The organism is Corynebacterium pseudogenitalium (genome assembly GCF_024453815.1).
GTDB classification, from domain to species: Bacteria; Actinomycetota; Actinomycetes; order Mycobacteriales; family Mycobacteriaceae; genus Corynebacterium; species Corynebacterium pseudogenitalium.
This window is the reverse complement of sequence record NZ_CP072934.1, coordinates 724,067-746,408: the sequence shown is the minus strand read 5'-3', so window position 1 is coordinate 746,408 and position 22,342 is coordinate 724,067. Positions and strand designations below refer to the sequence as shown.

The window sequence follows — 22,342 nt, the reverse complement described above, 5'->3', positions numbered from 1 at the left end:
TGGCATAATGAGCAACCATGAGTGACTTCGAAATCCGCATGCCGTCCGGGACGGACGATCCGCTCTCCGATGCGGAGATCCAGCAGTACCGCAAAGAGATTGACCGCCTCGACCGTGTGATTTTGGACGCGATTAAGCGTCGCACCAAGGTGTCGAAGGCGATCGGCAAGACGCGGATGGGGTCGGGCGGCACGAAGCTTGTGCACACCCGCGAGGTCGCGATCATTAACCAATTCCGCGATGAGCTTGGGGAGGAAGGCCCGGCGCTGGCAAATATCTTGCTGCGCCTGGGACGCGGAAAGCTGGGCTAGCCCCAACAACGCACTCCCCAACTTTCGTAGTACCATATCAAGGCAGACAACCATCCGTTTCAAGGAGGAACTATGTCCGATATCACCGCCACGCCAGCCTGGTCTAACTTGGAGAAGCTCCACGCCTCCAAGGCTGATACGACCCTGCGCGAGCTCTTCGACCGCGACGCAGACCGCGCGAAGAAGCTCACCTTCGACGCAGCAGGGCTGCACGTTGACCTTTCCAAGCAGCTTATCGACGCCGACGTCGTCGATGCGCTCGTCTCCCTCGCAGATACCGCACAGCTTCGCACCAAGATCGACGCGATGTTCGCGGGCGAGCACATCAACGACACCGAGGACCGCGCGGTGCTGCACACGGCACTGCGCCTTCCGGTAGAGGCCAACCTTGAGGTCGACGGCCAAGACGTAGCGGCGGACGTGCATGAGGTGCTGGGCCGGATGCGTGACTTCGCATCGGCGCTGCGTTCCGGCGAATGGCTGGGCCACACCGGACACACCATTAAGAAGATCGTCAACATTGGTATTGGTGGTTCGGACCTGGGCCCTGCGATGGCAACCAAGGCGCTGCGCGCCTACGCAACCGCGGGCATTACCGCAGAGTTCGTCTCCAACGTCGACCCAGCGGACATCGCCGCAGTCCTCGACCGTTGCAACCCGGAAGAGACGCTGTTCGTCATCGCATCGAAGACGTTCACCACCCAGGAGACCCTGACCAACGCACACGTGGCGAAGCGCTGGCTCATCGAACAGTTCAACGGCGACGCCTCCGCTGTGGCGAAGCACTTCGTCGCAGTGTCCACGAACGCGGAAAAGGTCGCCGAGTTCGGCATCGATACCGCGAACATGTTCCCGTTCTGGAACTGGGTCGGTGGCCGCTACTCCATGGACTCCGCGATTGGCCTGAGCCTGATGGCCGTCATCGGACCGATGGACTTCATGCGCATGCTCGAGGGCTTCCACGCCATGGATGAGCACTTCCGCACCACCGAGTTCTCCCAGAACGTGCCGGTGCTGATGGGCCTGCTCAACGTCTGGTACCGCAACTTCTACAACGCCGAGACGCACGCCGTCCTGCCGTACTCCGAGGACCTTTCTCGCTTCCCTGCCTACCTGCAGCAGCTGACCATGGAGTCCAACGGCAAGTCCGTGCGCCACGACGGCACCGCAGTGACCTACAACACCGGCGAGATTTTCTGGGGCGAGCCAGGCACGAACGGCCAGCACGCATTCTTCCAGCTGCTGCACCAGGGCACCTCGCTCGTGCCGGCGGACTTCATCGGCTTCGCCACCCCGAAGGAAGACTTCCCGACCATGACCGGCGAAGGCTCCATGCATGACCTGCTGATGGGCAACTTCTTCGCACAGACGAAGGTGCTCGCGTTCGGCAAGGACCAGGCCGCCATCGAGGCCGAGGGTGTCGACGCCACGCTGGCCCCGCACAAGGTCATGCCAGGCAACCGTCCAACGACGACCATCCTGGCCGAGGAGCTGACCCCGTTCACGCTCGGCGCACTCATCGCGCTCTACGAGCACATCGTGTTCACCGAGGGTGTGATTTGGGACATCAACTCGTTTGACCAGTGGGGCGTCGAGCTCGGCAAGCAGCAGGCAAACGACCTGGCCAAGGCAGTCGCGGGCGAAGAAACTCCAGCAACCGGCGATGCCTCCACCGACGCACTGATTGGCTGGTACCGCGAAAACCGTCGCTAGCGCTTGGTGCATCACTCCTTAGTAGGGCAAGATAGGCAGTTGTTTTACCTACAACTAAGGAGTGAACGTGCAAGCCATCATCGACTGGATTGTCAACCTGATGGAGCTTCTCGGCGCCCCCGGCGTCGGGATAGCAATTTTCCTGGAGAACGTCTTCCCACCGATCCCCTCCGAGGTAGTGCTGCCGCTGGCCGGCTTCACGGTCGCGCAGGGCTCGCTGAGTTACCCGGCGGTGTTCATCTGGTCGGTGATGGGGTCCGTCGCGGGCGCGTTTTTCCTTTACGGCCTCGGTGCCTGGCTGGGCGCCGAGCGCCTGCGCGCGATCGCTGACTGGATGTGGTTGGTGAAGGCTTCGGACGTCGATAAGTCCCTCGAGTGGTTTGATAAGCACGGCCGATCCTCGGTCTTCTTCGGCCGCCTGATTCCGGGGGTGCGCTCCCTCATCTCGATTCCTGCAGGCCTGGACCGCATGAACCTCGCGATGTTCGCCCTGTGGACCGGGCTCGGCTCCGCAATCTGGAACGCAATCCTGATCACGCTCGGCATGTACCTCGGCGAAAGCTGGGAGACGGTCTCCCATTACGTGGATACGTACTCGACCGTGGTCTACGTCCTGCTGATCCTGATCATGCTCGGCTTCCTGGCGTACTTCATTCGCCGCTCCATGAAGGAGAAGGCGGCTGGCACTGAGGGCACCACCAAATAACTCGCTCTAAGTCTCCCGCTCCCCCGAGAAACCCCTTCTCGATGAGCGTGCCGCACCGCCGACACGGCTTGTTGTTCCTTCCAAATACGTAGCTGGTCTCCCCGGCGCGTTTGATCCCTGTGGTCACTCGCACCGGGGAGTCTTTGTTTGCCCACATGAGGCGCCGCGCGATCGCCACATGCTTTTCGACGTCCACTTCACCCACCGTGCGCGACGGGTGCGTACCAGCGATGAAGTGAATTTCTGCGCGGTACTCATTGCCGATGCCCGCGACGAAACGCTGATTGAGCAGCGCGCGCCCCATCTCGAGGTGCGGGTGCTCGCTGATCCTACGCACGACCTCTTCCTGGTCGAAGTCGCGTGCCAGCATGTCCGGGCCCAGGTAGCCCATCCGCTGCGGGTAGTCGCGCGCGGGGAACACCTCAACGAGGCCTAACGAATGCCCGACGAGCTCGATATCAGGCTTCGGCGCGTCCGCGAGGCGCAGCACCACCCGGGCGGTGTGGCCAGGCTTGCGCCAGCGGGTGCCCGCACGATGGATCGCCCATGTGCCTTCCATCTTGAGGTGCGTGTGTAGCACTTGTGATTCGTGGCCTTCGCGGGAAAACTCCATGAAGAGGTGCTTGCCGTAGGGCCAGACGCGCTCGCAGGTCATGCCGGTGAAATCGACGGTGGCGAAACGCGGCACGCGGATGCTCGTGGCAGTGACTTCACGGTGTTGCATCCACTGCAGGCGCTTCGACAGCTGATAGACGGAATCCCCTTCAGGCATAGTGGTATCCATGTTCCGCTTCTTACAAAACCTTTTCAACTACGGCCCCACGCCGGAAGAGTCGCTTATCGGCTTCTTCCCCGACATGGATGCCGCCACCGAGTGGGCGCGGGGTGTGCTGGCAGAGACCGGCACCGACCCCGAAGCCGAGTTTGTTCGCGCCGTGAAAGACGTGCGCGTGGCGAACCCGCGCATCGGCCTGGCCGCGGCAGCACACCTGGTCAAGCAACTGCTTTAGAATCTTTGTTCGAATCTCATTTTTTCATGTCTGACACGTCTGTATAGTCGCCCTTAGCTACTTGAAGGAGGGGACATGAACGACGTGACCAAGCTCGTTGACCAGGTCATTAACGGCCTGGATCAGCTGCGCACGCTTTTCGACGACCCCTCCTCCCTCCGCCTTTCCGCCATCGCCGAAGACATCGCACGCCTCGAACACGCGATGGACAAGAAGGCCTACATCGATGCCGCCTTCGCGCAGGTCTGCGCTATCGCCGACGCCGGCAAACTCGTCGGCGCCAACTACCCGGATACCTACCTCATGGAGAAGTTGGGCATCTCCAAGGGTGAGGCATATAACCGGCTCGCGCGCGCCAAAGCGATGTTCGCTCCGGTGACGGAGCCGGACCGTGGTGGCCTGCTCGATGTGGAGGAGGCGGAGCGCCGTCGCAAAGACCAGGTCCAAGCTCGCCGCCACGCCGACGCGGTTCCCGCGGCCAAGCAGGACATCATCCGGCGCGAGACCGACAGGCTGCTCAAGGCCGCCGAGGGCGAGCACATGAGCATTTACGCCCACGCCATGGAGGAAGCGAAGACCCGAGACGAGCAGGACCTGCGCCTCACGGTCAAGCGCCTCGTGGATAAGGCGAACCGGCCACACGCGAAGAAGAACCCCAACGCGGGCTTTGAGAAGCGCGAGGCCACCCTGGGCAGGGAAAACTCCGACGGCACCTACCACGTGCGCCTGGACATGACCGCAGGCGACTACGCCCTCTACAAAGCGCTGACCGACAAGGGGCTTGCGCCAAACTCCAACATCCCGCCCGAACACCAGCAGGACCGCGACCCCCGCACCCGTGGCCAGCGCCGCTACGACCAGTTCATGGCCATCATGCGCCAATACGAGCACGGCGAGCAGACCACCAACGGTGGCGCCGCCTCCGTGGTGGTCTCAGTAACGCTCGACGACCTCGCCGACGCCGACGCCACCACACTGTTCCAAACCAACGTCGGCGTGGAGCTGGACGCCTTCGAACTCGTGCGCCTCGGCATGGATGGCACGTCTGACTTCCTGCTCACCGTCGACGGAATCACCGGCGTGCCGCTGCATCTGGGCAGGTCCAAGCGGCTCGCCTCTGTTGGGCAACGCATCGCCATGTTTGCTATCCAGGGCGTGTGCTCCTGGGCCGGCTGCACCACCGCAATGAGCGAGTGCGAAGCCCACCACATCATTTCCTGGCTGCGCCACGGCGGAACCGACATCACCAACCTCACCGGCCTGTGCCCCACCCACCACCGGTGCAACAACGACCACCGGGACGGCTCCTTCAACAAGGGCTACATGGACTACGACTCCACCACCGGCACCGCGTTGTTGGTCAAGGCCGACGGCACCCGCCACACCAACACCTCGGACCCCGCCATGCACTCGGCGGTGAATCGGATCCGGAACAAACGGGCGATGCGGGCAGGGCCACCGGGGACTACTCACCGGCCGGTGCCTCGCGTGATACTGCGACCCTAAACCCAGCCGAAACACTAATCGTCGAAGGAGAGCCCGTCCAGATCCCCTAGGGCCTCCGTCATGCTGCGCCCGCGCCGCTTCGGGGGCGCGGCCTGCTTGCCTCCGATTCTTACGCCCTTGTGCGTCACCGCCACGCCAAGATCGCGGAGCCGGAACGCGGGCTCGCCGTTGACGGTTTCGACGTTGAGCGGGCGCATCCTCACGGCGGCGACGGCATCCGATAGTGCGTCGATGACAAGTGGTAGCGGATCTTCGATGCCTTCCGGGAAGGTCTCGAAGAAGGTGGTGAGCTTCTTGCCGCCACGGGTGATGTGGGCCGCCAACAGCCCGTCCACGAGCACCACCATCGCGCCTGCCGATCTGGTCGGGCCGGTCACGGGCCACGGCAGCGCGGCCCCGTAGGGGTTGGCCGGGTCGGTGGCGGCGAGCACGTACACCTTTGGCTCACGCGCACCCGATGGCCAACCGGCGACGTCGTCGCTGTCCTGCTGGCCACGCAGCCGATCAATCGTCGCAGGGGTGGAGAACTGCGCTGCGCCAAGCCCCTCGATGAGGTAGCCGCGCAGCGCCTTGCCGGAGTCCTCGAACCCGGAGAGCACCTTGTACGCCAACGCGAAGCCGCCGATGACATTCTCTGCGACGACGGCGCCCTTGGTCACCACCCCGTAGCGGTCCAGCCATGCCTCCCCAAGCGCGAGCGAGCGCCGGGTCGGGTCGGTGTCGGGCTGCGGGGTGGCGGCCCAGCGTCCCACCATGTCTGGCGGGGCGGTTTGCGTAAACGAGGTCCTGCCGGAGCGGATGCGGGAGCGGGACGGTCGCCGCTTCGCGCGGTGCGCGGCCTTACCACCGGCAAGGCGTGCGCGCAGCGGCGCGAAGGAATCCGGTGAAACGTGGCCGGCCTCGACAAGGTCCCACATGGATTCGCGTAGCTCTTCGGCAGTCGTCGCTGGCGTGAGCAGGTCGCTGAACAGGTAGCCTCCACCTGCTGCGAGCGTGTCCATGATGTGCTGCTGCGTGAGCGAGAGCAACGGCGGGTCGACTTGCGGCAAGAGCTGCGCGGCGTAGTCACTCGGCAGCAGCATGATCCACGGATCGTTCGCCCCCGCCGACCCAGCGCCCACAATGATGACCTCGCCGGAGGCAGTCAGCTCATCCAACATGATCGGCGAGTAGTCCCCCACTCGCGACGGCAAGATGTGGGACTCCCACGCAGAGGCCGGCAGCCGCACGCCCGCGAGCTGCTCGATGACGGAGTACACCCCGTCGGCGCCGCGTAAGGGAGGCACCGTTCCCGCCGCGGCGACGTTACTCCACGCTGGCAGGAAACGCCCGTACGCCGACGAAGACACCGGCCGGGCCTGCGCCCGCGCGACCGCCAAGGAGCGGGAGCGGATCACGCGCAGGACCTCGTGCGCGACGTACTCCTGGTCGTCAACGCCTTGGCGGAAGCGCCCCTCGATGACGGAGTTGGCGTCGACAAGCGGTTGGAGCACCGCGTAGGCAGCGCCGAGCGCGAGCCCGAAGGCGTCGGCAAGCGCGCGCAGCGTGAAAGGGCCGCGGGTGCGCACCCAGCGACGCACGAGCTGGGCGAGCGCATCGGGGATGGTGGCCACCTGCGCTGCCACCCCGGGCGGAACCGGCACGCCAAGGCCGTCGCGCAGCAGCGGTGCGTCGAGCGCCTGCGCAACGTGTTCCCTGCCGCCGATGCGCACCCGCATCACGCGTGGCCCGAGCGACGCCTCCACTCCCGCGAGCGGCACCGAGGTGTACACCGCGAGCTCGTCCACAGGCACCGGGCCGGTCAGGCGCAGGGTGTCGGCGAACTGCTCCGGTGTCTCGGCGCGGCCGACCCGGCGCAGCGACGCGTCCACCTCGGCGATCACCTCCGGGTCCAGCAGCTCGCGCAGCTCCACGGTGCCCAACAGTTTGGCTAGCAGTGACGGGTCCAGCGCGAGCGCCGCCGCCCGCTTCTCCGCGAGCGGGGTGTCGCCTTCGTACATGAACGCGCCGGTGTAGTTGAACAGCAGCGATGAGGCGAACGGGCTCGGCTGCTGCGTGGTCACCTCCGCGATGCGCACCCGGCGCGTCTGCAGGTCACGGATGACTTCTTGCAGCGCTGGCAGGTCGTAGACGTCCTGGAGACACTCGCGCACCGTTTCCAGGATGATCGGAAACGACGGGTAATTCCGGGCCACATCCAACAACTGCTCGGCGCGCTGGCGCTGCTGCCACAGGGGCGCGCGCTTGCCGGGGTTGCGGCGCGGCAGCAAGAGGGCGCGGGCGGCGCACTCGCGGAACCGGGAAGCGAACAGAGCGGAGTTTCCCACCTGCTCGGTGACGATGTCGGTGATCTCGTCGGCGTCGAATTGGAACAGGGCCCCGGAGGGTTCGTGGTCGCCTTGGGGCAGGCGCAGAACGATGCCGTCGTCGCCGGCCACGGCCTGGGCGTCCATCCCGGTCTCCTGCGCGATCCGCCACCCGGCGGCCAGCGCCCACGCGGCGTTCACACCCTTGCCGAACGGCGTGTGCAGCACCACGCGCCAGTCCCCGAGCTCGTCGGTGAAGCGCTCGAGCACCAGCGTCGTCTCGTCTGGCAGCACGCCGGTGGCCTCCTCTTGCTCCTCAAGGTAGGCCCGCAGATTGTCGCGCGCGTACGCATCGAGCGAATTATCGACGCCCGCTCCGCCGCGCACCTCCCTCCTGAACGCGCCGAGCGCCTTGCCGAGTTCGTACGGGCGCCCGACGCCCTCTCCCGACCAGAACGGCAGCCTGCCGGTATGCCCCGGCGCGGGCGAGACCTGCACTTGGTCGCGCGTGATGTTTTCAATCCGCCAGCTCGTCGCTCCGAGCGTGAACACGTCGCCGACGCGGGACTCGTAGACCATTTCCTCGTCGAGCTCGCCGACGCGGCGCGGCGCCCCGCCCTCTGCTTCGGAGCCGACGAGGAAGACGCCGAACATCCCGCGGTCCGGGATGGTGCCGGCGTTGGTGACCGCGACGCGCTGCGCGCCCTGCAACGCCTTGAGGACGGTGCCGTCGAGCCAGGCGCGCGGTTTCAGTTCCGCGAAGTCCGTCGAGGGGTACACGCCGGTGACCAGGTCGATGACGGCGTTAAAGACATCCCGGTCGAGTGACCGGTAGGGCCAGGCGCGGGTGACGGTCTCGTACCAGTCATCGAGCTCGAGGTCCTCGACCGCCACTGCAGCCACCGTCTGCTGGGCCAGCACGTCCAGCGGGGAGCGTGGCGTGCGCAGCTCCTCGATGAGCCCGTCGCGCATCCGCGGCACGGTCACGGCCGTTTGCACCAGGTCGGAGCGGTGCTTCGGATAGAACGAGCCGTGCGAGATCGCGCCCACCGTGTGCCCGGCGCGCCCGACGCGCTGCAGCCCGGAGGCGACCGACGGCGGCGACTCCACCTGGATCACCAGCTCCACCGCACCCATATCGATGCCGAGTTCCAGCGAGGACGTCGACACGACCGCTTTGAGCGTGCCCTCTTTCAGCATCGTTTCCGTCGTGGCCCGCTCGTCTTTGGACACGCTACCGTGGTGCGCCCGCACGATCACGGGCGCTGCCTCCCCCGCGAGGTCGACCCCTTTGCCCAGCTGTGCAGGGGGGCGTCGAGTAGCGGGGCTAAGCGCTTCGGGGTCGTGCTCTTTCGCCCACAGCTCGTTGAGCTGGCTGGTGAGCCGCTCCGCCGTGCGCCGCGAGTTCACGAAGACGATCGTCGAGCGGTGCGCCATGACCTCCCGGTACACCGATTCCGCGATGTGCGGCCAAATCGACTTCGGCGCCGGTGGCATCAGCGCCGCGGTCTCCCCGTCGAGGTCCAGCGCGTCGTCGACGATGGCGTCCCCAATTGTCGACGCCTCCTCCGGCACCGGCAGGTCACTCATATCGGCCACCGGCACCCGCACCGCGAGGTCCCAGCGCTTCTCCCCCGGCGGCTGGATGATCGTCGTGCGAGGCCCGAGGAAGTCCGCCACGGCCTCCAGCGGGCGCACCGTCGCAGACAACCCGATGCGCTGAAAGTCCCCCGCGAGGCGGCCGAGCCGCTCCAGCGACAGCGCCAGGTGCACGCCGCGCTTCGTGCCCGCGAGCGCGTGAATCTCGTCCACGATTACGGTGTCCACGGTCCGCAGGATGCCCGCGGCCTTCGACGTCAGCATCAAATACAGCGACTCAGGCGTGGTGATCAGGATGTCCGGCGGCTTGCGCACCTGGCGGGACCGCTCCGCTTGCGGGGTGTCGCCCGAGCGCACCGCCACCGACACATCCGGTATGTCCAGCCCCATGCGCTGCGCCACGCGCCCAATCCCGCCGAGCGGGGCCCGCAAATTATTTTCGACGTCCACACCAAGGGCCTTCAGCGGCGAGATATATAAGGTGCGCACCCCGCCGTGGCTGCTGGCGTTCGCCCCATCGATTGGCAGGGCCTGTTGCCCGTCGCGCTCCACGAGCGAATTCAACGACCACAAAAAGGCCGCTAACGTCTTACCAGAACCGGTAGGCGCTACCACCAGGGCGTTGCCGCCGTCGGAAATCGTGGCCCACGCCTGCTCCTGCACTGGCGTTGGCGCCTCGAATACTTCTTCAAACCAGGTCGCCACCTGCGGTTTGAAGCGTTCGAGGATTCCTTTGGCCATGCCCGCCAGAATACAGATAGTGCAGGCAGGCGAAAAGAAATGGTTCCTTTGGCTGGTTTCGCGCTAAAGTCGAAGCCATGACTGCTCAGTATTCAGACTCTCGGCTGACAAACTTAATCGCGCAAGGCACCGGCGAGATCCTCAAGGGTATTCGCGGTGTTGGCCTTCTCCGCGGACGTGAACTTGGAGAAGCCGGCGACGACCTGGCACAGAACTGGATCGCGCGCGTGCTTGAGCAGCACCGCCCGGGCGATGCATTTCTGTCCGAAGAGGCAGCCGACGACCACTCCCGTCTCAGCAACAACCGCGTCTGGATTGTTGACCCGCTCGACGGCACGAAGGAGTTCGCAACCGGCCGCCAGGACTGGGCCGTGCACATCGCGCTCGTCGAAGACGGCGTCCCGACCCACGCGGCGGTAGGTCTGCCGGACCTTGGCGTCGTATTCAAATCTTCCGACGTACGCCACGTCTCGGGGCCGTTCGCGAAGAAGATCGCAATGTCGCGCAACCGCCCGCCGGCGATCGCCCCGTTCGTTGCTGATGCCCTCGGCTTCGAGACCAACCCCGTCGGTTCCGCTGGCGCGAAGGCAATGCATGTCCTGCTCGGCGATTTTGACGCCTACGTACACGCCGGTGGCCAGTACGAGTGGGACCAGGCAGCACCAGTTGGTGTGTCCATGGCTGCGGGCCTGCACTGCTCGCGCCTCGACGGCTCGCCGCTGAAGTACAACAACAAGGACACCTACATCCCGGATCTGCTCATCTGCCGTCCGGAGCTTGCCGACGACATCCTGGAAGCCTGCGCGAAGTACTACGACGAGCACGGCTCCTTCGAAGGGGTCGTCGCGAAGTGAGCCTGGTGACTCCGTACGAAGACCTCCTGCGCGACGTCCTGGAAAACGGCACCGATAAGGGCGACCGCACCGGCACCGGCACGCGAAGCGTCTTCGGCCGCCAGCTGCGCTACGACCTTTCCGAGTCCTTCCCCCTGCTGACCACCAAGAAGGTGTACTTCAAGGGCGTCGTGGGCGAGCTGCTGTGGTTCCTCCGCGGCGACTCCAACGTGACCTGGCTGCAGGAACACGGCGTGCGCATCTGGAACGAGTGGGCCGACGAAAATGGCGAGCTCGGCCCGGTCTACGGTGTGCAGTGGCGTTCCTGGCCTACCCCCGATGGGCAGCACGTGGACCAGATTTCGCGCGCGCTCGAGCTGTTGAGGGAGGACCCAGATTCGCGCCGCAACCTGGTGTCCGCGTGGAACGTCTCCGAGCTCGAGCACATGGCGCTGCTGCCGTGTCACCTGCTGTTCCAGCTGTATGTAGCTGACGGCAAGCTGAGCCTGCAGGTGTACCAGCGCTCCGCCGACATGTTCCTGGGCGTGCCGTTTAACATCGCCTCCTATGCCCTGCTCGCGCACATGTTTGCACAGCAGGCAGGTCTCGAGGTCGGCGAACTCATCTGGACCGGCGGCGACTGCCACATTTACAACAACCACTTCGACCAGGTGCGCGAGCAGCTCTCCCGTGAGCCTCGCCCCTACCCGCAGCTCAAGCTGCGGAAGGCAGAGTCGCTGTTTGACTACGACTTCTCCGACATCGAAGTCGTCGGCTACGACCCGCACCCGACGATCAAAGCGCAGGTGTCCGTCTAATGCTGGGCGCGATCTGGGCCGAAAGCATCGACGGCATCATCGGCGACGGCGTGGGCATGCCCTGGCACCTGCCTGAGGACCTGCGCCACTTCAAGGAGATCACGCTGGGCCACCCGATCATCATGGGGCGCAAGACTTGGGACCACCTCCCCATCAAGCCGCTGCCGGGCAGAACAAACCATGTGTTGTCCTCGCGCGAGCCCGGCGAGTGGTCCGACGGCGCCTTCGTGTCCCGCGACATCCCAGATTTGAAGACGTCCGCCTGGATCATCGGCGGTGGCCAGATTTACGAAGCAACCATCGACGAAGTAGACGTCATTGAACGCACGATCGTCGATGTCCACGTCGCAGACAAGCTCGGAGCGTCCGCCGTCCGCGCGCCCCGCGTCACCGATGACTTCGCTATCGTTTCTGATGGACCGTGGCATACCTCCGCCAATGGCACCCGTTTCAAGTACCAACGCCTCGAAAGGTTAGGCCCAAAATCATGACCACTCCCGAAACCTCTTCCCACGTCACCATCTTCGCAACCGATTGGTGCCCGTTCTGCAAGAAGCTTCGCGAGCGCCTCGACCGTACCGAAACCCCTTACGACGTCGTTGACGTCGAAGCCGAAGGCGCCGAGGACGCCGCCGCGTGGGTCGAGTCCGTCAACGACGGCAACCGCGTCGTCCCCACCGTCCTCTATTCTGACGGCACGCACGCGACCAACCCTGCCGCGTCCGCTGTTCGCGCGAAGCTGCGCGAACTGACCGGCGAAGAGGCCTAGCACCCGGGCAAATAGCGATGCCGTCGCGGGCGCCCGCGACTTTGGCATCACTTCTGTCCTGCGGTACTGTTAGTCGAGTTGCCCCAGTAGCTCAGGGGATAGAGCACGGCTCTCCTAAAGCCGGTGTCGGAGGTTCGAATCCTCTCTGGGGCGCAAAACACCCCCGCGGCCTGCGCAAATAGGCTGCGGGGGTTTCGCATTTCTGCAAAGAACGCGAATGCACTAACTTATCTACCCTCTTTGCGCAAGATTTGGCCGGCCCAGGAACTCCTTGACCACGGTCATCATGTCCGACTTCTTCATGTCCGGCAGGTAACAGTGAATGACTGCTAGCGAGATATTAGCGAGTGACATTTCGTCTTCGTACAGCAGGTACCAGCCTTGGTGCGTCGGGTGGAATTTGTGCTTCGAGGCAGCGAGTGAGCGGAAGCCGTAGAGTGGCTCGATCGTCGCACCGGCCTTATCCAGGATGATTTCTACGAGTGATTCCGGCGCATCCGTTCGAGCCAGCGGCGCTCCGGAGAGGGAGACCCATCCAAGTCCTTGCTCGGCAGCGATGCGGGCGCTTTCCGCGAGAAGGAATTCGATGGCTGGCCGGAACCCGTTCGCGTCGCGGCGCATGAAGTCAAGGGTGTAGCCGACGAGGGCGCCGCCTTCGTAGACGGGCAGCCAGCTCGTCACTGCGTGCAGGCTGCCGTCGTCGCCCACTGCGAGGAGGAGTTTGGTGTCCGGGTCGCGGAGCTCGTCGAGCCCTCCCAAGGTGAAGCCCATTTCTGGAAGTGCTTTATCTGCGACCCATTGTTCTGAGAGCGCGACGATGCGCTCACGCATTTCCACTGGGCTTTCGGCCCAGCTCGTCCACACGGCGCGCACGCCTTCTTTCGCCGCACGGTTGCGCGCGGTTCGGATGTTCTGGAATTTCTTGCCTTTGAACTCGATGTTGTCCGTCAGCAACATGGATTCTTCGGCGACGTGGATGCGTCGGAAGTCGGGACGAGCAAAGGTGCCGGGCACTGAGTACCACGCGATTCTCCAGCCTTGACGTGCGGCGAACTCTTCAAACGCACTGGCAACGGCTTCTTCTGTCATCGTGCCTCGGTGCACGGGACTTCCGACCGTGACAGCGACGTTGTAGGAGACGCGGTACGCGACGACGCCTTCTCCGTCGCCGGAGTCCGTCCCGCAGAAAAAGTAGCGGTTTCTTTCCCACAGCCCCATCCACGCGAGGTGGTCACCGGACCCATGGACCAGAATCTCCCGGGCTCGCTGGCGGTCCTGCGCGTGCGCTTCGGACGGCGGCGCGGACAGCACCTCAAACAGTGCAATCAACGCGGTAATCCAGAATATGATTCCCACCCATTCGTAGAAGATCCACGCCACGGAGCTGATGGGGAACGCATGCGTTGGAGCCAGCACAGCTACCACGGGTGGGAGGTACCTGTTCGGCAGCTCAGCAAGCAGCGCGCTTATCGATGCTCCTCCGAGGAAGCCGTCTCGCACAACCCAGGCTCCGCAGGTCCACAGTGCTGCGGTTGCTAACCACGTCCCTCCTATGATCGCCGCGCCACGGTACCAGTTGGACGGAACCGTGAACCGGCGGCGAGTGGCAATGAGGACTGCAATGGTGACCAGCCACGGGAGAACTACCAGTATTGTGTTCACAGCGGTAGAGCCGTCTGCTCCCCCACCGATTGTTTGCCAGCAGATCACCGCAATGGATCCAACGCTGACGAGGACGGCTGCCCACCATGCCAGTTTCCTGCCATGCACGAGCCCCAGCGCAAGGATGGCTGACAAAACGATAGGCAAGGCATTCATCAGCAAGGGACCGAGGCCATGTTGACTGTTTACCGCCATCGCTTCCGCGCAGGCGACGGATGTAGCGTCAGCGCACCGCTGGGCTACTAAATGCCCTGCGACTGTCGGCTCCCACATCAGCTTGCTCACTCCTGCGAAAGGCCCCTGTGCAGCGGGGTTGATCGCCGTGATAACTGGTCCGATTGCAACACTAAGAAACAGGGCAGCCACCAGGACCCGTGCTTCCCGCAGCGACATTCTGCGTGGCGTACCTGTGTCCGTGACAAGGACGCCAGCGACGGTCCCTGCGACAATGGCGACAAGTGCAACGACGCCTGAGAGTGAGCCGTCGTAGAGCACAAGGGTCGTCATCATCGCAAGCAACACGAGGCGGAGGCGACGTCGCCACAGCACGCCCATGAAGGCAGTGGCGAATGCGGCGGGCCCGAAGATCCACGCGACCGGAGACACAAAGGTCTCGTTGGCAAGGTCTGGGCCCCACAGGTTAAAGCCTGCTCGCTCGATGGCACTACCGATAATGAAGCCGAAAGGAAGCGCTACAAACTCGGAAGCCGTCGCCACAACCGCGAAGCGAGCAGAGCCAAGTCGCACCTCGGCTGGAACTGCGAATAGCAGCGCTGCGACAGTGGCCAGGATGAGCCCGACGAGGTTACCTGCGGTCAGCCCTGCGGTGGCCCAGTGCCAAAGGTCGGGATCAACGGGAAGGCGCAATCCGAAAGCCTCCCGCGGGGCCGCACCCGACAATACGCAGGCTAAATACGTGGCCCACGCAATACTCAAGAGGCCGAGCGTGACTGGAACTTTCCTCAAACAGGTGCTGATCAAGTGTTTCATTGAATTCCTCCGCGTTGAGCAACGAAGTCAATGTCTTGGCGCAACGCCACTCGCCACACTTCGAAGCTGTGCCCACCTGGCAGCGAGCGAAATGTGGTGCTCATTCCGGCTTTCTTCGCGAGCTCGTTTTGGTGCGGAAGCGCTGCCATAGCCTCTTGGTCACGCTTGCCGGCGGCAAACCTGCCAGCGATTCCCTTGTAGGTCACAGTCCCGATTGCCTCCTGAAGGAGCGTTTCCGGGTTCACGGATTGGAACGCGGCCTCGTCGCCGCCGAACAGCACGTCGACGGTCCGTTGGTGCCCGCCTAGGTTCGGTTCCGCCTCACCCGAATAGTCGAGGAACGTCCCGTAGGCCGTGGGATCGTTGGTAATCACTTGGAGTGCGCACGTGCCGCCGTAGCTTAACCCACCGATTGCCCACGTGCGTTGGTCTTCCTTCACACGGAAATTGTCCTTGACCAGCTGTGGAATTTGCTGGGCCAGGTAGGTTTGGATTTGCAGATCCGGGCCGTCCACGCACCCGGGATTCCCCGTGGTTGTTCCTGTGCCGTCCGCGCTGACGACAATGGGGGCTACGCCGTCGTGTGCAACTTGGTAGTCGTCGAGCGTCTGTTGCGCCCCGCCTTCGTCAAACCACCGGATTGGGCTGCCGGGGCTTCCCGCGAGCAGCACGAGGACCGGTAGGTGCTCGCCATGCCAGTAGGCGGGCGGAACGTACACAATTGCATCGCGCAGCGGTGGGGCAGGCAGGGTCACTAGGGCGCCCACTTCCCTGCCGTCGAGGGTCGGGGCGGTCGTCGTTTCGCGGAACTGATCCAAATTCATGGACACGGTGACCGGGACCGGGCGGAAGGACCCGAGGGTCGGGTACTGCTCATAAACAAGGTTGACCGCGAGGTACGCCAGCATCAAAGGAATCACTGCGAGCGGGGCGAGGCGCCACCGCCACCGCGGCGCCAAGAAGATGGTCGCCACCACGAACACGGCAGCTGCACAGCTGGCGTAGATGTGCCACGGAATTGCATCCGGGAACGGCTTCGGCCACACCGCGAGCAACAGGTACGCCGCTACGAGCAGCGCTGCCGCGATTGCGAGTGCAATGCGCCGGTGCTGACGGCCGTACCACAACGCGACAACCACGGAAGCAGCTAAGGAGAGGTAGATCGCCCAGGTCGCGCCTGTGCTGACCACGGATAACGAACGGATTGCATCCACGGCGAGTAGTTTAAGACGCTATGGCGTTGCTTTCCTACGTGCCACGGATACTTCCATCGCCTTCAACAGCGAACTCCCAGACAACAGGCCGCATCGTTGTGGCCCTCCATGGCACTGGCTCCTCCCCTTTTGTCTTCCGCCGCCTTGCACACGAACTGGAAAAACATGGGATTGGGTTGATTGCGCCTGGCTACGGCCATCGGGCAACGGCAGGTATCGACGCCTCGTCCCAAGAGATTGCGGCGTTCCTCGACAGCCTGGCTGCGCAGCAGGTCGATGTTGTGGGGCACTCGTATGGCGCGCTGATCGGGCTGAGGGCTGTTCAGCTGAGCGCAATCGCCGCGCGCTGCGGCACGATCGTGGGCCTCGGAGCCTCGTGGCGTGGCACGCACGGCATTGCGCGTCTGTTTCCGCCTGGACTTGTTCGGGCAGTGGTTGGCGACGCGTTCGTCGAATTGGAGCATTTCCGGGAGGAGCCAGTGGCCCCTTCCGGTACCGAAATCGTCTCCATCGTTTCGGATGCTGACCGCATTGTTCCAGCGTGGTCGTCACGGTGGGGAGACGTGATCGAGGTGTCTGGTGTATCGCATGCGGCGCTGGCGTTGCGGACGAATGAGATCCTGGCGGCGCTCGGGGTATGCCCTTCCGGCACCGGCTGAACAGCAACAACCCTACATTGTTGATACGTCACCAATAATCACCTACACTCGCACCTGCAATCATTTTTGATGACACGTCAACGAAAGTAGGAATCATGTCTCAGCTCACCGGTACATACAAGCTCGACCCGGCACACTCCTCCATCGGCTTCACCGTCCGCCACGCGATGGTGACGAAGGTCCGCGGCGAGTTTACCGACCACGACACCACCATCACGCTCACCGACGATCTGGCAGCAAGCACGGCACAGGGCACGGTCCGGACCGCGAGCGTCGATACCCGAAACGAGGACCGCGACGCACACGTGCGCGGCGAGGACTTCTTCGATGTGGAGAAGCACCCGGAGATGACGTTTACCTCGACGGCGTTCAACGTAGACGAGGCCGGCAACGGCACGGTCACGGGTGATCTGACCATCAAGGGCACCACGAAGCCAGTCACGTTCGAGGTTGAGACCTTCGGCGTCGAGGAGGACCCGTTCGGCAACACGCGCATCGGGTTCGAGGCCAGCACGTCAATTAACCGCACCGATTTCGGTATCGATTTCCAGGCTCCGCTCAACTCGGGCGGCATGCTCGTGAGTGAGAAGGTCGCCATTGAAATTGAGGGCTCCGCGATCAAGCAGGGCGCCTAGTCTCTGCCGTACCATCGGGGTATGAGCGCTACCAAGATCCCAACCATGTCGGTCCCTGTACGGGACTCTCGCGGGCCATACGTCCTCGGCATCGACGTCGGCTCGACGGCGAGCCGCGGCGGCCTTTACGACGCCACCGGCCGCCCCGTCAAGGGCGCGAAGCAGCGCGTTGCGCACGCGTTTACTACCACCGCTGACGGCGCGAGCACCATCGACGCCGACCAGGTCGTCGCCGAGGTCCGCAAGGTTATCGACGACACCGTCGCGTTCGCCGCAGCGCATGACCTGCGCATTGAGGCCATCTGCATGGACTCGTTCGCCTCGAGCCTCCTCCTTGTCGACGCCCACGGCGACGCCCTGACCCCGCTGTACACCTACGCGGACTCACAATCCCGCGACTACGTCGAACGGCTCCGCAACACAATCGACGAGGCCGAGTACCACCAGCGCACCGGCGTGCGCCTCCACACGAGTTACCACCCGGCGCGCCTCGCCTGGGCCAAAGAACAGCTGCCAGAGTTTTCGCGCGCAGCCACGGTCATGACGATCGGCGAGTACGTGTACCACAAGCTCGCGGGCATCCATGGCCTGGCCGTCTCTACCGCGGCGTGGTCGGGCGTCGCCAATGCGCACACCGGGGAGCTCGACACCGAGATTCTCGACGCCATCGACATCCCGCACGACATGATCCAGCCGCTGCGCTTCCCCGACGAACCCGACTACCCGGATGACACCGCGTGGCCCGCGCTCAATGGGGTTGCGTGGTTCCACTGCATCCCAGACGGCTGGCCGTCCAATGTCGGCCCCGGCGCGACCGGCCCCGACACCATCGCGGTAGCCGCGGCAACCTCTGGCGCGATGCGCGTCATCCTCCCGGAGGTGCCAGCTCGCATCCCAGAGGGACTGTGGTGCTACCGCATCGCGCGCGACAAGGCCATCTTGGGCGGCGCGCTCAACGATGTCGGCCGCGCCGTCACCTGGCTTGAGGAAACGATCCAGCCGGTGGCCCCGGACGACATCGTCGCCGTGCTTTCCTCCGGACCGGGGCGCGCCCCACTGGTGCTTCCGTTCTTCACCGGCGAGCGCTCCACAGGCTGGGCAGCCACCGCGCAGGCGCAACTCTTGGGCGTCACTGCGGCAACGACGCCAGCTGACCTGTGGCGGGGCGTTTTTGAGGGCATCACAATGTCGTATCTGCGCGTCTACGAGCAGCTCAAGGAGGCGGGCGCGGTCCCCGAGCGCGTCGTGGCCTCCGGCCGTGTCACGGCTGACCACCCGGCGTGGCTGTCGGTGCTCGCCGATGCGCTTGGTTGCGACGTCGTCCCCCTGGAGATGAAGCGCGCCACCCTGCGCGGTACCGTGCTCATCGCTCTCGACGCCATCGCCCCTGAGGCACAGCGGGCAACGCCCCCGTTCGGCCAAGGACACCGCAGCGTGGATGCACACGCCGAGTACTTCAGGAAGCTCCGCGACCGCTTCGAGGCTGCGTACCGCACGTTAGTTGTACAGTAGCTCTACAATCAGTCTGATTGTCCCAGTACTGTTCTCACAAGGGAGCTTCGTTGGCACGCCACGCAACCCAGTCATCGCCATCTCCGCTGCGCACGGCACGCGGCGCGCTAGTAGCGTTCCTCGCGATTGCGAGCATCGCCACGGTAGTGGGCCTCGCCCTACTGTGGCCGGGCGGCAAGCAGCCAGAGGTCCTGCCCGGGTTTGAGCAGACCCAGACGTCGACGGCGGAAACCGTCAAGGCCACCGTCATTGAGCACTCGGTGGCTCCCTGTGGTGGCGTCGCAACGCCGAACCACCCTGAGTGCGACTTCCTGCGCGTCGAGCTCAAGTCCGGAGGCACCACCACGATCGAGACAGCGCAGCAGCCGGGTACCCCGGAGCTTTCGGTCGGTGACCGCGTGGTGCTCTCGGTGCACCACAGTCCCGAGACTTCGTACTCCTTCCTTGACATGGATCGCTCGATACCGCTTGGGCTGTGGCTCGCACTCACGCTGCTGGTCGTCGTCGTGGTTGGGGCATGGCGCGGGGTGCGCGCGATTTTCGGCCTACTGTGCACCTTGCTCGTCATCTTCGGCTTCCTGGTCCCCGGGCTGCTGCTCGGCTACAGCCCCGTAGGGCTTTCCCTGGTGACAGGGGCGGCGGTGCTCTTCCCTGTCATCTTTGTTGTGCACGGCAGGAATTGGAAGTCCGCGTCAGCCCTGGCTGGCACCTTGACCGCGCTGGGGCTCGCGGCGCTCGCGGCACGCCTCGCCATCGATACGACGCAGCTGCGCGGCCTTGCCGACGAAAACAACCTCCTCATCCACATGTACCTCCCCCAGGTGCAAGTGCCAGGCATCATGCTCGCCGGATTCATCATCGGTGCCCTCGGCGTGCTCACCGACGTCACCATTGCGCAGGCTTCAACGGTGCAGGAGCTGTATGAGACTTCGCCCGACGCCCGGCCCCGCACCGTGTTCACCTCCGCGATGAAGGTCGGCCACGACCACATTGCGTCGATGGTCTACACCCTGGTCCTGGCGTATATGGGCGCTGCCCTCCCCCTGTCGATGCTGCTCCAGGTCGCCGACCGGCCGCTGACCCAGGTGCTCACCTCCGACGTGGTGGCCACCGAGATCATGCGTTCGAGTATCGGCGCGATCGCGTTGGTCCTGGCAGTGCCGATCACCACGGCGATTGCCGCGTGGACAATCCGCGCTCCCCAACCCCAACAGTAATGTTGCTAGAGTTGCGGGTGTGACTTCTTTTAATCGACGCCGCTTCCTTCAAACCACCGCACTCGCACTTGCGGGCGCAACCCTTGGCTCCACCGCGCAAGCCCACGCCCAGGGCCGCGTCCTCGGCACTGTGATCGACTACGCGGGCGGGGTTCCGTCCGGTCGCGCAGTAAAGGCCGCCGGGCACCTCGGCGCTGTCCGCTACGTGTCGGAGCGCCGCCCCGGCGCGAACTGGATGCTGGGCAAGCCCGTCACGCTGGGCGAAACACAGGACTTCGCCGCGAACGACCTCGCCACGGCGTCCGTCTACCAGTTCGGCCGTGCCGAGACCGCCGATTGGCTCGGCGGCGCCGCTGCTGCCGCCCGCCACGCACCGGAGGCGATGCGCCTCCACGCCTCCGCCGGCGGCCCAACCGGCCGCCCGATCTACATCGCGATCGACGACAACCCCTCGCGTTCCCAGTACCTGAACCAGATCCGCCCCTACCTCCGGGCGTTCTCCGCGGCACTGGCGCTTGGTGGCTACCAGACCGGTGTGTACGGAAACATCAACGTGATCCAGTGGTGCATCGAAGACGGCATCGGCTCGTTCTTCTGGCAGCACGACTGGGGCTCCGGCGGCAAACTGCACCCGCGCGCAAACATCCACCAGAAAGCAAAGTGGACCGGAGTGATCGACGGCGTCACGGTGGACATCAACAACGTCTACAGCGCCGATTGGGGCCAGTGGACCCCTGGGCGACGCGGCCCCGGCTTCACCCTTGGCGACCTGGGCAGCTCCCAGCTTTCATCGCGCTTTGATTGGCGCGCGCTGCTGCCGAAGTAGCGTCACGCAAAGTAGCGTCACCAGGACATGGCAAAACCCCGGTGCACAGAGCGTTAAGGCTCGCCGCACCGGGGTCTTTGCGTTTGTGCTAGCTAGGGTCTCCCGGGAACTCGCGCGGGTCATTCGACATCCGCTCGCCGCTCAACGCGTCGAGCGCTGCGATATCTTCCTGCGAAAGCTCGACCTCGACCGCCCCGAGATTCTCCTCGAGGCGAACTGGATTCGCCGTCTTCGGCACAACCGAGCATCCCAGGCTCATCACGTACGCGAGCGCAATCTGCGCCGGGGTCCGGCCGTGCTTCTCGGCGAGGCGAGTAAACACCGGATCGTCAAGGTTCGCGCCTCGCGCGAGCGGCGCCCACGCCTCGGTGACAATCCCCTTTTCCTGGTGATAGGCGCGCAGCTCCTGCTGAGTAAACCCTGCGTGCAGCTCCACCTGGTTGAGCACTGGCGCGACGCCGGTGTGCGCGATGATCTCATCGAGCACCTCTTCATAGAAGTTCGCCACGCCTACCGACTGCAACCGGCCCATGCCCTGCAGCTGCACCAAAGATTCGTACGCTTGCACGAAGGTCCCGTGCTGCGGCCACGGCCAGTGCACGAGGAAGAGATCGATAAACTCGAGCCCCATCCGCTGCAGCGACTCCTCGTAGGCTTCCGCTGCACGAGTCTGGTCATCGTTCCATAGCTTCGAGGTGATGAATAGCTCTTCGCGAGTCACATCACCGGCCGCAATCGCGTCGGCGACCGCGCGCCCAACCTGCTCCTCATTGCCGTAAAAGGAGGCAGTGTCGATGTGGCGGTAGCCCAACTCAATAGCTCGCCGCACGTTGTTGACGCAGTCTTCACCTTGCAGCTTGTAAGTGCCCAGACCTAGCAGCGGAAAATCATAACCGTCGTTGAGTGTTGTCACTGGAATGCGCATATCGAATCCTTAGCGCGCGTCAAGCAGGTCGATAATGAACACCAGCGTCAGGCCAGAGAGCGGGTGGCCGCCACCAGCAGGGCCGTACGCCTTCTCCGGCGGAATCGTCAGCTTGCGGCGACCGCCAACCTTCATCCCCGGGATGCCCTCTTGCCAACCCGCGATGAGGCCAGCCAACGGGAACTCCGCGGCCTCGCCGCGGTCCCACGAAGAGTCGAACTCTTCACCGGTTGCATAGTCAACACCCAGGTAGTGCACCTGCACATAACCGCCTGCTACAGCTTCGGCTCCGTCGCCGACTACGAGATCCTCGATGACAAGGTCCGTTGGGGCAGGTGCTTCAGGTACCTCAATCGTGGGCTTTTCCATACGTGAATACTCCTTGCGTCG

The 22,342-nt window shown here is 64.3% G+C and carries 20 protein-coding genes and 1 tRNA gene; 15 read left to right on the top strand and 6 right to left on the bottom strand.

Annotated features, from left to right (window positions below; genetic code table 11):
• Positions 1 to 17: 17 nt before the first annotated feature.
• The 3 genes from KBP54_RS03580 (at position 18) to KBP54_RS03570 (ending at position 2,730) form a co-directional block, all read left to right on the top strand.
• Positions 18 to 311, top strand: a complete 294-nt coding sequence (locus KBP54_RS03580) for a chorismate mutase (RefSeq protein WP_070362837.1) — start codon at positions 18 to 20, stop codon at positions 309 to 311.
• A gap of 72 nt (positions 312 to 383) precedes the next feature.
• Entirely contained in the window at positions 384 to 2,024 is a 1,641-nt protein-coding gene (pgi, locus tag KBP54_RS03575; RefSeq protein WP_256000361.1) for a glucose-6-phosphate isomerase, read from the top strand.
• Between the two features lie 67 nt (positions 2,025 to 2,091).
• Complete coding sequence (locus tag KBP54_RS03570) at positions 2,092 to 2,730, top strand: DedA family protein (protein ID WP_141742262.1); 639 nt, start codon at positions 2,092 to 2,094, stop codon at positions 2,728 to 2,730.
• On the opposite strand, the gene KBP54_RS03565 is transcribed toward KBP54_RS03570, so the two are convergent.
• Positions 2,675 to 3,502: a DNA-formamidopyrimidine glycosylase family protein gene (locus KBP54_RS03565; RefSeq protein ID WP_256000360.1), complete on the bottom strand. Its 828-nt coding sequence runs from the start codon at positions 3,500 to 3,502 to the stop codon at positions 2,675 to 2,677. The genes KBP54_RS03570 and KBP54_RS03565 overlap by 56 nt on opposite strands.
• Positions 3,503 to 3,512: 10 nt before the next feature.
• Here KBP54_RS03565 and KBP54_RS03560 point away from each other — a divergent pair, with 10 nt between their 5' ends.
• Both KBP54_RS03560 and KBP54_RS03555 read left to right on the top strand, forming a co-directional pair.
• Positions 3,513 to 3,740 (top strand): hypothetical protein, encoded by a 228-nt coding sequence (locus KBP54_RS03560; RefSeq protein WP_256000359.1) that lies wholly within the window; start codon positions 3,513 to 3,515, stop codon positions 3,738 to 3,740.
• Between the two features lie 75 nt (positions 3,741 to 3,815).
• Positions 3,816 to 5,246, top strand: a complete 1,431-nt coding sequence (locus tag KBP54_RS03555) for an HNH endonuclease signature motif containing protein (RefSeq protein ID WP_256006349.1) — start codon at positions 3,816 to 3,818, stop codon at positions 5,244 to 5,246.
• 14 nt (positions 5,247 to 5,260) lie between these two features.
• Here KBP54_RS03555 and KBP54_RS03550 read toward each other — a convergent pair whose 3' ends face one another.
• On the bottom strand, positions 5,261 to 9,892 hold the full coding sequence (locus tag KBP54_RS03550) for an ATP-dependent helicase (RefSeq protein WP_256006347.1): 4,632 nt from the start codon (positions 9,890 to 9,892) through the stop codon (positions 5,261 to 5,263).
• A gap of 77 nt (positions 9,893 to 9,969) precedes the next feature.
• Between KBP54_RS03550 and KBP54_RS03545 the strand changes: the two genes are divergently transcribed.
• The 5 genes from KBP54_RS03545 (at position 9,970) to KBP54_RS03525 (ending at position 12,465) form a co-directional block, all read left to right on the top strand.
• On the top strand, positions 9,970 to 10,746 hold the full coding sequence (locus tag KBP54_RS03545; RefSeq protein WP_070976106.1) for a 3'(2'),5'-bisphosphate nucleotidase CysQ: 777 nt from the start codon (positions 9,970 to 9,972) through the stop codon (positions 10,744 to 10,746).
• Positions 10,743 to 11,543 (top strand): thymidylate synthase, encoded by an 801-nt coding sequence (locus KBP54_RS03540; RefSeq protein ID WP_070976104.1) that lies wholly within the window; start codon positions 10,743 to 10,745, stop codon positions 11,541 to 11,543. The genes KBP54_RS03545 and KBP54_RS03540 overlap by 4 nt, the downstream gene beginning before the upstream one ends.
• A complete protein-coding gene (locus KBP54_RS03535) occupies positions 11,543 to 12,034 on the top strand; it encodes a dihydrofolate reductase (protein ID WP_256006345.1) in 492 nt (163 codons plus the stop codon). The genes KBP54_RS03540 and KBP54_RS03535 overlap by 1 nt, the downstream gene beginning before the upstream one ends.
• Complete coding sequence (locus KBP54_RS03530; RefSeq protein ID WP_070362845.1) at positions 12,031 to 12,312, top strand: mycoredoxin; 282 nt, start codon at positions 12,031 to 12,033, stop codon at positions 12,310 to 12,312. Before KBP54_RS03535 ends, KBP54_RS03530 begins: the two co-directional genes overlap by 4 nt.
• 80 nt (positions 12,313 to 12,392) lie before the next feature.
• Positions 12,393 to 12,465, top strand: a tRNA-Arg gene (locus KBP54_RS03525).
• 78 nt (positions 12,466 to 12,543) lie between these two features.
• On the opposite strand, the gene KBP54_RS03520 is transcribed toward KBP54_RS03525, so the two are convergent.
• Positions 12,544 to 14,910 carry a bifunctional lysylphosphatidylglycerol flippase/synthetase MprF gene (locus tag KBP54_RS03520; protein ID WP_256006343.1) on the bottom strand — a complete coding sequence of 789 codons (2,367 nt, stop codon included), beginning with the start codon at positions 14,908 to 14,910 and terminating at the stop codon, positions 12,544 to 12,546.
• A 50-nt stretch (positions 14,911 to 14,960) separates the two neighbouring features.
• Positions 14,961 to 16,178, bottom strand: coding sequence for an alpha/beta hydrolase (locus tag KBP54_RS03515; protein WP_256006341.1), 1,218 nt, complete (start codon positions 16,176 to 16,178; stop codon positions 14,961 to 14,963).
• Positions 16,179 to 16,198: 20 nt separating this feature from the next.
• Here KBP54_RS03515 and KBP54_RS03510 point away from each other — a divergent pair, with 20 nt between their 5' ends.
• From KBP54_RS03510 to KBP54_RS03490, 5 genes are all read left to right on the top strand, one after another.
• Positions 16,199 to 16,837, top strand: coding sequence for an esterase/lipase family protein (locus KBP54_RS03510; protein ID WP_256006340.1), 639 nt, complete (start codon positions 16,199 to 16,201; stop codon positions 16,835 to 16,837).
• Positions 16,838 to 16,932: 95 nt separating this feature from the next.
• Positions 16,933 to 17,472, top strand: a complete 540-nt coding sequence (locus KBP54_RS03505; RefSeq protein WP_256006338.1) for a YceI family protein — start codon at positions 16,933 to 16,935, stop codon at positions 17,470 to 17,472.
• A gap of 21 nt (positions 17,473 to 17,493) precedes the next feature.
• The gene (locus KBP54_RS03500) at positions 17,494 to 18,984 is read left to right on the top strand and encodes a gluconokinase (protein ID WP_256006337.1); all 1,491 of its coding nucleotides are present in this window, start codon (positions 17,494 to 17,496) and stop codon (positions 18,982 to 18,984) included.
• Between the two features lie 50 nt (positions 18,985 to 19,034).
• Positions 19,035 to 20,201, top strand: coding sequence for a YibE/F family protein (locus KBP54_RS03495; RefSeq protein WP_256006335.1), 1,167 nt, complete (start codon positions 19,035 to 19,037; stop codon positions 20,199 to 20,201).
• Positions 20,202 to 20,220: 19 nt separating this feature from the next.
• Positions 20,221 to 21,027 (top strand): DUF1906 domain-containing protein, encoded by an 807-nt coding sequence (locus KBP54_RS03490; protein ID WP_256006333.1) that lies wholly within the window; start codon positions 20,221 to 20,223, stop codon positions 21,025 to 21,027.
• A gap of 88 nt (positions 21,028 to 21,115) precedes the next feature.
• Here the strand turns inward: KBP54_RS03490 and KBP54_RS03485 are convergent, their stop codons facing one another.
• Positions 21,116 to 21,952 (bottom strand): aldo/keto reductase, encoded by an 837-nt coding sequence (locus KBP54_RS03485; RefSeq protein WP_256006331.1) that lies wholly within the window; start codon positions 21,950 to 21,952, stop codon positions 21,116 to 21,118.
• A 9-nt stretch (positions 21,953 to 21,961) separates the two neighbouring features.
• Positions 21,962 to 22,321, bottom strand: coding sequence for an FKBP-type peptidyl-prolyl cis-trans isomerase (locus KBP54_RS03480; protein ID WP_070362854.1), 360 nt, complete (start codon positions 22,319 to 22,321; stop codon positions 21,962 to 21,964).
• Between the last annotated feature and the right edge of the window lie 21 nt (positions 22,322 to 22,342).